This window comes from Acinetobacter sp. 226-1, assembly GCF_030329325.1.
GTDB lineage: Bacteria > Pseudomonadota > Gammaproteobacteria > Pseudomonadales > Moraxellaceae > Acinetobacter > Acinetobacter sichuanensis.
In genome coordinates this window covers 160,968-170,263 of record NZ_JACANU010000007.1, presented here as the reverse complement: position 1 = coordinate 170,263, position 9,296 = coordinate 160,968, and the positions used below count along the sequence as shown (strand labels likewise).

Annotated in this window: 11 protein-coding genes; 6 read left to right on the top strand and 5 right to left on the bottom strand. The window is 34.9% G+C overall.

Annotation, left to right across the window (positions count from 1 at the left end):
• Nucleotides 1-176 precede the first annotated feature (176 nt).
• On the bottom strand, nucleotides 177-1,547 hold the full coding sequence (locus HX124_RS12480) for a dihydrolipoyl dehydrogenase (RefSeq protein ID WP_286383216.1): 1,371 nt from the start codon (nucleotides 1,545-1,547) through the stop codon (nucleotides 177-179).
• A 144-nt stretch (nucleotides 1,548-1,691) separates the two neighbouring features.
• Here HX124_RS12480 and HX124_RS12475 point away from each other — a divergent pair, with 144 nt between their 5' ends.
• The gene (locus HX124_RS12475) at nucleotides 1,692-3,680 is read left to right on the top strand and encodes an Ig-like domain-containing protein (RefSeq protein ID WP_286383217.1); all 1,989 of its coding nucleotides are present in this window, start codon (nucleotides 1,692-1,694) and stop codon (nucleotides 3,678-3,680) included.
• A 388-nt stretch (nucleotides 3,681-4,068) separates the two neighbouring features.
• Here the strand turns inward: HX124_RS12475 and HX124_RS12470 are convergent, their stop codons facing one another.
• Nucleotides 4,069-4,404 carry a protein tyrosine phosphatase family protein gene (locus HX124_RS12470; RefSeq protein ID WP_107008275.1) on the bottom strand — a complete coding sequence of 112 codons (336 nt, stop codon included), beginning with the start codon at nucleotides 4,402-4,404 and terminating at the stop codon, nucleotides 4,069-4,071.
• A gap of 123 nt (nucleotides 4,405-4,527) precedes the next feature.
• Here HX124_RS12470 and HX124_RS12465 point away from each other — a divergent pair, with 123 nt between their 5' ends.
• From HX124_RS12465 to HX124_RS12450, 4 genes are all read left to right on the top strand, one after another.
• Nucleotides 4,528-5,430 (top strand): alpha/beta hydrolase, encoded by a 903-nt coding sequence (locus HX124_RS12465; protein WP_107008276.1) that lies wholly within the window; start codon nucleotides 4,528-4,530, stop codon nucleotides 5,428-5,430.
• Nucleotides 5,427-5,855, top strand: a complete 429-nt coding sequence (trxC, locus tag HX124_RS12460; protein WP_286383218.1) for a thioredoxin TrxC — start codon at nucleotides 5,427-5,429, stop codon at nucleotides 5,853-5,855. Before HX124_RS12465 ends, trxC begins: the two co-directional genes overlap by 4 nt.
• Nucleotides 5,856-5,932: 77 nt before the next feature.
• Nucleotides 5,933-6,301: an acyl-CoA thioesterase gene (locus HX124_RS12455; RefSeq protein ID WP_378227166.1), complete on the top strand. Its 369-nt coding sequence runs from the start codon at nucleotides 5,933-5,935 to the stop codon at nucleotides 6,299-6,301.
• 72 nt (nucleotides 6,302-6,373) lie between these two features.
• Nucleotides 6,374-7,117, top strand: coding sequence for an SMI1/KNR4 family protein (locus HX124_RS12450; protein ID WP_286383219.1), 744 nt, complete (start codon nucleotides 6,374-6,376; stop codon nucleotides 7,115-7,117).
• A 42-nt stretch (nucleotides 7,118-7,159) separates the two neighbouring features.
• Here the strand turns inward: HX124_RS12450 and HX124_RS12445 are convergent, their stop codons facing one another.
• The 3 genes from HX124_RS12445 to HX124_RS12435 form a co-directional block, all read right to left on the bottom strand.
• The gene (locus tag HX124_RS12445) at nucleotides 7,160-7,678 is read right to left on the bottom strand and encodes a nuclear transport factor 2 family protein (RefSeq protein WP_286383220.1); all 519 of its coding nucleotides are present in this window, start codon (nucleotides 7,676-7,678) and stop codon (nucleotides 7,160-7,162) included.
• Between the two features lie 145 nt (nucleotides 7,679-7,823).
• Nucleotides 7,824-8,327, bottom strand: coding sequence for a DUF4442 domain-containing protein (locus HX124_RS12440; protein WP_286383221.1), 504 nt, complete (start codon nucleotides 8,325-8,327; stop codon nucleotides 7,824-7,826).
• Between the two features lie 28 nt (nucleotides 8,328-8,355).
• Nucleotides 8,356-8,844 (bottom strand): YajQ family cyclic di-GMP-binding protein, encoded by a 489-nt coding sequence (locus HX124_RS12435; protein ID WP_107008282.1) that lies wholly within the window; start codon nucleotides 8,842-8,844, stop codon nucleotides 8,356-8,358.
• 91 nt (nucleotides 8,845-8,935) lie between these two features.
• On the opposite strand from HX124_RS12435, the gene HX124_RS12430 reads away from it, so the two are divergent.
• Nucleotides 8,936-9,250, top strand: a complete 315-nt coding sequence (locus HX124_RS12430; protein WP_107008283.1) for a rhodanese-like domain-containing protein — start codon at nucleotides 8,936-8,938, stop codon at nucleotides 9,248-9,250.
• Nucleotides 9,251-9,296 lie beyond the last annotated feature (46 nt).

Below are 9,296 nucleotides of genomic sequence, written 5' to 3'. Positions count from 1 at the left end.
GTGAAACCTCTTTGCGCTGATGGTAGTGTGGGGTTACCCATGTGAGAGTAAGTCATCGCCAGCTTTTAAATCTAAAAAGCCCCCTCAAAGCGAGGGGGCTTTTTTATCGGCGTTGGAAAATCTAAATTCGATAAAAATAGGAATAACTGTTTTAATTATTCCTTGTTATATTTTTATTAATCTAATTGTCTCCTTGCATGTTTTAAAGCAGTGCGTAACCCTTCCTCAAGTGTCGGATGATAAAAGGGTTTTATAAGAAGATCATCAAGGGTCACTTCTTCAGCGATCATCCATGAGAGTAGATGTGCCATATGTTCAGCGGATTCTACAAAAAGCTCTGCACCTAAGAGCTTTTTTGACTTTTTATCGATATAAACTTCAATAGCACCTTTATTTTTACCTAGTACGAGTGCACGTCCTTGTTTTTGATAGGATGCGAAACCAGTAATAAAATCAATTTCTTGTTCTTTTAAAGCTTGATAACTTTGTCCTACTGTTGCCATTTCAGGTGAGCTAAACATAATAGCAAGTGGTGTTAATGTCTTAATATTTTTAATTGGAGTATTAAGGCAGTTATGTGCAGCCATTCTGCCTTCATGAGCTGCTTCATGTTGAATAGGTGTATTTGTGAAAGCATCCCCAACAATAAAAATAGGTAAGTTTGCTAATTGTTTGGTTTGAGTATTGATAGGTAGTTTTTTTAGATCTTGATATTCTGGATGAATATTTTCCAAACTTAGGGTGTTTAGCAAAGATTGTCTACCTGTAGCAACCAATAAATAATCGACCTCAAGCTTTTTATTTTCATTATTTTGAGAATAATGAATTTTTACTCCTTGTGTTGTTTTTTCAACTTTTTGTGGTAGTGTTTTAAATAAAATATTTAGTTCTTGGGAAAGAGTTAGTTGTGCTAACTCTTGTAATTGAGGGCTTGAAAGAGCACCAACTTTTTGACTACGTGCAAAAACGGTTGTTTCTACACCAAGCCGTTGCATTGCTTGGGCTAATTCAATAGCAATTACACCACTACCTATAACAGCTAAAGATTTGGGAAGTTTCTCTAATTCAAAGATTTGGTCGGATGTAATCAGGCGTTCTTGTAATTCTTTTTTCCATTCTGAATCAAAGTTTGGCGTTGAACCGACAGCAATGATAAAATTTTTAGCTTGAAATTGTTGTTGATTCACTTCAATAGTGTTGTGATTAATGAATTTTGCTTTACCTGAAATTTTATGTGAATTATCCCAACTTTCTACATCTTTTAATGTCGCTTTTGTAAATCGGTCACGAAGTTGGCGCACATGAGTCATGATTTGTGTTGTATCAATTTCTGTTTTAATCGTTAATCCAACTTCATTGGCATGTTGTATATCATATAGACGATTTGCACTTGAAATAAGAACTTTACTTGGCATACAGCCAACACGTGCACATGTTGTATCCCAAGGACCATCATTAATAATAAGCAGATTTTGGGTATATTTTACAGCTTCTTTATATGCAGCAATACCTGCTGTACCTGCACCAATAATAATAAGATCTAACATATTTCAAATCCTTAGCTATAAAAGGGATATTTAGTGTCTATTATCTATATATCATTATTTACACAAAACGTGAATTGTGGTTACATAGCAGAGATTTTAATTACAAATTTACTAAGAAAATAACCATAGGGTTTGGGGTAATCAATGACAAATAATAAAATGCATTTGAAGTTATCTGCTATTGCGATTTCTATTTTATTAGCAAGTTGTGGTGGTGGAAGTGATGGCTACTATGAAGGGGGCAGTACGACTACACCAGATGGTTCAGGTTCAGTTGAGACACAAACAATAAAAATTAGTGACTTGGAAGTATTGGATTCACAAGGTAAATTGACAAGATCTATCACAAGTACTGGTGCAACTGCTAAGGTAAAAGTAACAGATGGTAGTGGTAAAGCTTTAAGTAGTGCTTTAGTAACTTTTTCTGGAGATGGTATAAGTTTTGGTACATCAAATGGAGCAGTATTAACGAATGTTGATGGTATTGCTACGATTGCTGTAAAACCGCTTAGTAATGAAGACACGGGTAGTTATCAAATGACAGCTACAGTTACTGTAGATGGTAAGAGTGCAACTACAAAAGCTTATAATTTTTCAGTACAACCCGCTAATATTGGTTTTATTGGGATGAAAGCTGCGACGACTTCACTTGAATCAGGTGGTTCAACATTAATTACTTTGAAAACACAAGATACAACTACGAAGGTAAATCAAAATAATGTGAATGTAAATTTCAGCACAACTTGTGGTAGTTTTGATAATAAAACAGTTGCATCTTCAAACCAAGGTGATGTAGTAACAACTTATAAAGCAATTGATGAAAATGGTAAGTTGTGTGAGGGTGTGCAAAAAATTATCGCAACAGGTGCAAATACCTCTTTAACACAAGCAGTTGATATTAATATTGCAGCTATTACAGCAAACTCCTTAGTATATTCAACTTCTGGCGAGGTTAAACTTGTTACTCGAAATAGTGGTTCAGCTTCTTCAGGTCAGATTGAATTCACTGTATATGCTAATGGTGTCCCTGCATCAAATCAAGATGTAAATATTGATTTGGTTCGTGGACCTGCTGATTTAAGTTTTATTAGTGTTGGAAATCGCACGACAAAAACGATCAAAAGTGATGCTTTAGGAAAAGTTGTTGTTAGTTTATATCCTGGTAGCCTACCTGGACCTGTAGAGATTAAAGCAACTTTAGCTGCTAATAATAAAGTTTTTGTTTATTCTAAAAATGTTGCTGTTGCAACAGGGCGTGTATCACAACAAGGTTTAAGTTTATCTACATCAAAAAATTCTTTAATGGGTGATATGGATGGGGATACAGCACAAGTTGTAGCACGTATGGTGGATCGCGTAGGAAACCCTGTTCCAGATGGTACAACAATTAGTTTTGTTTCAGAAGGTGGTAGTATCACACCGAGTTGCGCTACAACAAATGGTGAATGTTCAGTCACTTTAACGACACAAAATCCTCGTCCAGCTCTAGATCGTGTAACTGTTGTTGCATATGTAGAAGGTGATAAAGCTTATCGTGATGTTGATGGCGATAATATGTATACAGAAGGTAAGGATGTATTATTAAATAATATTGGTAATTTCTTCCGTGATGATAATGAAAATAATCAATATGATGCTGGAGAATTTATCTATAAACGTAGTAATGGTACAACACAATGTGTTGCATCAAGTTTATCACAGCCAAATATCCAAAATACATGTGATACTAAGTTAGATGCAGTGTTACGCCAGCAATTACGTTTTGCATTTGCAGATCAAACACCTACATTTGTTGTATTAAATGCGGCAAGTGCTGCAAAAGGTTCTTTCAATTTCCAAGTTTTTGGTAATGGATTGCGTACAGTACCAATGCCATCAGGTACAACAGTTTCAGTTGCAGCAAAAGACCTTACTGAAAATGACCAAAGTTGTGAAGCTGAAATTGTTGGTGGTAATTTAACAGTGCCAAATATTGTACAACTTCTACTACCAAACACTCATCCATTAGTCTCAAATGATGAAGTAAAATATACAGTTGCATTACGTAAATGTGCAGTTGGAGATGAGGTGCGTATAACGACAACTTCTCCACGTGGTACAACGAAAACACTACCAATTGGTATTGTTAAATAAGATTCATTAGAAAAACAGCGCCTCGGCGCTGTTTTTTTATAGTATAGAGATTAAATAGAACTTCCCATACTCACACCAACAGTTGGTTTAACATTCATTGAGCTACATGCTGCTAGGCTTAAACAGCATAAAATAACCAAGAAAAACTTGTTCATACATTAAAATCCTCATACTTTTGAGCGTTTATTTTCAATTTAAAAGAAAAATAATTGCAGTATAGTAAGGAGAGAATAAAAAGAAATCTGTTGTAAATAGTTACTTAAGTTGTAAGTTTTAAAAATAATTGAGCAAGCTAAAAATCAAAAAAATGGGGAGATAGTGGAATTGATCTATAACTTTAATTTTGTATTTAAAATCATCATTAATGTTATAGATCAAAGCGAATAAATTAGTCGTCTAATAAATCCATCTGTTTTGCAAGTTGGTACAAGTTATTTGAGCGATTACCTGTACGACAAAACATTAAAACAGGTTTAGGTAGTTCATTGAAATGATTCGCAAAAGCACGTACATCTACTTCAGTAATTTGACCTGCAACTACAGGCTGATAAACATAATCTAAACCAGCATTACGTGCTGCTTCCTCAATTTGAGCACTTGTAGGTTGTTCAGAACCACCTTCTAAATCTGGGCGGTTATTAATAATCGATTTAAAGCCTTTCTCAACGACTTGAGAAATATGTTCAGAACCAATTTGACCTGCAAATCCAACATTGTCACTCATGATGACGCTCCACAATATTTAAAAAAACTATGCTAGTATCATAGCATTAAGCTTTGTCTTACTATTCAGTGATGAAGCAATTTATAAGATAAAACTAACAAAATATAACGTAATGGAGTGCTTATGTACGCGTATACAGTTGAGCCACTGTATGTACCAAGCGGTCAGGAGGTCATAGCTGCTGATTTTTATAGACCTAAAAATATAAAAAAACCAGCAGTAATTGTAATGGCACATGGATTTGCAGCTTTAAGACAATTTCGCCTGATTGAATATGCGAAGCGATTTGCACAGGCGGGTTATGCAGTTGTGTTATTTGACTATCGATATTGGGGTGGGAGTACGGGCTCTCCTCGTGAACAAATCTCATTAACAGATCAACTGAATGATTGGAAAACGGTTGTCGCTTATGTCAGTACCAAAAAATGTATTAATCAACGAAAAATTATACTGTGGGGAACATCATTAAGCGGAGGATATGTATTAACACTGGCTTCTGAAATTAAAAATATTCAGGCAGTGATGGTTCAAATTCCCTTTGTAGATGGTGCAGAAACTGCGAAACTTTATCCTATTCATTACTTACCTAAAGCCTTGAAATTATCTAGTCAAGATTATATGAGTACTAAGATTATTGGAATGCAGCCCAAGACCTTACCCGTTGTGCATCCTTTTAACTTATGTTTTATTCCAACGAGAGAGAGTTACAATGGTTATATGTCGATTGTAAATCCTGACTATTATTGGAGTGGTGAAGTTCCTGCACGGGTATTTTTTAATTTAATTCGTTATCGTCCAATTCAAACTGTGAGAACAATTAACATTCCTGTATTGTTTATTGCTGCTAAAAAAGATCAAGTTGTACCGATTGCATCAAGTCGTGAAGCTGCAACGAATATTGCCCCTTTTGTGCAATATTATGAGTGGAATATCTCCCATTATGATATTTATCATGGTCAATGGTTGGAAAAAGCAATTTTGACCCAATTAGAGTTCTTACATCAACATATTGGAGTGAGCTCATGATCATTGTATGTCCAGCATGTGGCGCGAAAAATCGTGTCCCTGAAGATAAATTAACTGCACAACCAAGCTGTGGTCAATGTCATCAGAACTTAGTTCCACTTGCTCCAATTGAATTAAATGAGCAAAATTTTAGCCATTTTGTGAGCAATAGTGATTTACCTATTTTAATTGACTTATGGGCTGAATGGTGTGGACCTTGTAAAATGATGGCACCACATTTTGCTGAGGTTGCAAAAAATAATCCGCACGTGATTTTTGCTAAAATTGATACAGAGGCAAATCCTCGTTTAAGTGGTGCTTTTAGTATTCGTAGTATTCCAACATTAGTTTTAATGAATAAAACGACAGAAATTGCTAGAATAAGCGGCGCTTTACGTTCTAGTCAGTTGCAAGAATGGTTGGATCAGCAAGTGCAAGCTTCTTAATCAATTCTCAGCTTGGAGTTAATGTGTCAGATTCTCATGTAAAACCTGAAGGTACGCTTTCCCTTCAAACGATCGCAATGCCAGCAGATACCAACTGGAGTGGTGATGTCTTTGGTGGTTGGATTGTTTCACAAATGGATTTGGCTGGTGCAATTCATGCTGAGCGTTTTAGTAAGGGACGCTGTGCAACGATTTCAATTAATCAAATGACTTTTTTAGTTCCAGTCAAAGTTGGTGATGTCATCAGTTGCTATACCAAAATTTTAAAAGTAGGCAATACTTCAATTCAAATGCAGATCGAAGTATGGGACAGCCATGACAGTTCACGTTCTGCAAAACGGGTAACCGAAGGTGTATTTACCTTTGTTGCAGTTGATGTCACTGGAAATAAACGCCAAATTCCTGATGAAGTCAAAGAGAAGTTTTTTGCTGCGCAAAGTGCTTAACTTTTCAATTAAAAATCCCAACATTGTTTGGGATTTTTAATTGAAGTTGGATTGAAAATAATAAGGAATAAAATGAAAAATTTTGGAAGTGTTTTTAAGGAACAAAGTAAATCTCCAGTTTCAGATCTCGAAATTGCGGTTTTTGAGCAACAATTAAAAACTGAGTTACCTTTAGATTACAAAGAATATTTGAAATTTTATGATGGTGTTCAACCTATTCACGAGGTTTTTTTAATATCTAAAGAAGAAGGGGCTTCGTTATTACATTATTTTTTTGGATTGAAAGAAACAAAATATGAGAGTTTACAAGAGAATTTAAATACATTTTTAGAATTACAAGAATATCCTGAATATGCGAAGACAAGTGAATTTTTAGCGATTGGACGAGATCAAGGTGGAAATTTACTTGCTTTGAATATTGCAGATCATAAAGATCATCATGTTTATTTTGTTGAAGTTCATGGGCTAGAAAATCCAATTTTTCGTGTTGCTTCAACTTTCACTGAGTTTCTAGAAAATCTTTATACATTGTCTTATAAGTCTGAAATTGAAAGGATAATGAAAAGTGGTACACTTGAGGAGCTGAAAGCATATATTGGTGAAGACGTAGATATTTTGTTTAATAAGGATCAATATAATAGAGATCTTTTGCTTTATTCGGTGATTTGTATTCGTGAAGATTTTGTTGAATATTTATTACCTTTTTATGGCAAAGAACAAATTGAGGCTTCACAAGAAACAGCTTTAAGTAACTCAATTTTATTTGAAGGTTACGAAGGAATTATTTCTAAACTCAATATTGCTTTAAGAGAATAAGCCTAAAGTTTTATTCTCTTAAATTGCAAAGATCAGTGGTTTTTAAAACATCGTATTGGTGTTAGCGCTTTGAGCAGGAACGTCTTGTTGTACATCCCAATGTTCAACAATTTTACCATTTTCAACTCTGAAAATATCAACAATTGCTACACCACGATCTTGTGCATTTTGTGTTGAATGAACATGTAAAAAGACTAAATTACCTTCAGCTACTGCACGTTTTATTACGCTTTTTGCTTCTGGATGTTCTTGAAAATGTTGAGTGAAGTAATTTACAAAAGGTGCTTTACCATCAGGAACATGTGGATTATGTTGAATATATTGATCACCAATATAAAGGTCAGAATAGGCTTTGACTTGGTGTTTTAAAAATACGCCTTCATAAAAATCGACCACAATTTTTTTGTTTTGTTCAGCTTGTTGTGTAGATGAAATTGCATTAAGGGTTTTATCGGTAACAGAGGCAGCGACTTGGTGAGGGTTTTGCTGACATGCAACAAGTAACAAAGCCGTAAGAATAGAGCCAAGTGCTAAAGTTTTTTTAACTGTAAATACTGACATTTTTTTCTCAAGATGATTTTTGAAATATCATCTTGATGTTTTATGGATGATCAATAAAGTGAATAATCGTCACTTATTTTAAGTAATTTGGTAAAATTTTAACTTACCTAAAAGTAAGTTTTATTTACATTTATTTGATTTTTAGTTACTTGCTTTTCAGATGTGATTTTGAAACCCAAGCCCAAAGCATTTCACATTGAATAGGTTCTTGTCCTGACTCATCTTTTACGATGACATGAACAAGGGTTTCACCTTTTTCACTTTCTTGCATCATTTTACGTTGTTCATCTGTGAGCGTTGCAACGGCGGTTAAACCACCTTTAGATGGACGTTTAAATTGAATATTCATGTGTTTGATGAGCACAATGCATGAGTCAGGAATATTCATTCCTGTCACAAAACCCGTTGCAGTTTCAGCGACTAAAGCCATGGCGCAAGCATGTGCTTGACCAATATGATTTTGCATATTTTTATTATTTTCGATTTTCACTTCAACGCGTGAAGGGGTGATTTCTATATAACGTAATTTTGCTGTACCAACCATAGGTACGACTCGACCAAAAGCTTTACTGAGAATTGTACTTTGAATTCCTTTTGGAAGTTTTGAAGTGGCATTTACCAGCTTAGATAGACGATTGGTCTGAGTCATAATTTAACCTATAGCAAACAGGAAAGACTTAGTCTTTGAAGTTATTAAATTGTAAAGGAACACCAAACTGCTGTTCTTTTAAAAACGCCATGACTTGCTGTAAAGTATCGCGCTTTTTATCGGTCACACGAATTTTGTCACCTTGAATAGATGATTGCACTTTGATGCCACTTTCTTTAATGGCTTTATTAATTTTTTTTGCAGTATCAGAGTCAAGACCATCTTTAAGTTTAATGACTTGGATCACGTTTTTACCAGAAGCCGTCATTTTTTGTGGATCAAGTGCTTGGATATCGACTTTGCGTTTAAAGAAATGATTTTCAAGCATGCTATAGACTTGCTCACATTGGAAATCACTTTCTGTGGAAATTTTAATTTCTTTGGCTTTTTCATTTAATTCAATAGAAACATCCTGTCCGCGGAAGTCAAAACGAGTTAAGATCTCTTTTTGAGTGTTTTGAACTGCATGATTTACTTCAAAAACTTCTAATTCTGAAACAATATCGAAAGAAGGCATGGTTTAGACCTTTACAAAGTGAAAGAATATCTGAGATGCTAGGGATGTTTTCTTCATTTGCCAAGTGTTGTTTACATCAAAGGAGTGTACAATGATCCGTAAACAAGAAATTACAACATTTGAGTTCCCAGAAAATGCAATTATCTGGGATGTTCGTGATGCGAAAGCTTTTGCTGAGGGGCATGTTAAAGGCGCTGTTAATCAGCCCATAGACAGCTTAACTGCGGAAAGTTTAACTCAAGTGGATTCGGATCAGCCTATATATATTTTATGCGGTGGTGGCAGTAAAGCACCACGTGCGGCTGAAAAATTAGAAAGTTTAGATGACTCTCGAGATTATGTCGTGCTTATGGGTGGTACACGTGCAGCACGTGATGCGGGCTTGCCTTTGGAGCAAGAAGCATAAAAAAAAGCGCCGTAAGGCGCTTTTTTAATATTGAAAATAAAAAATA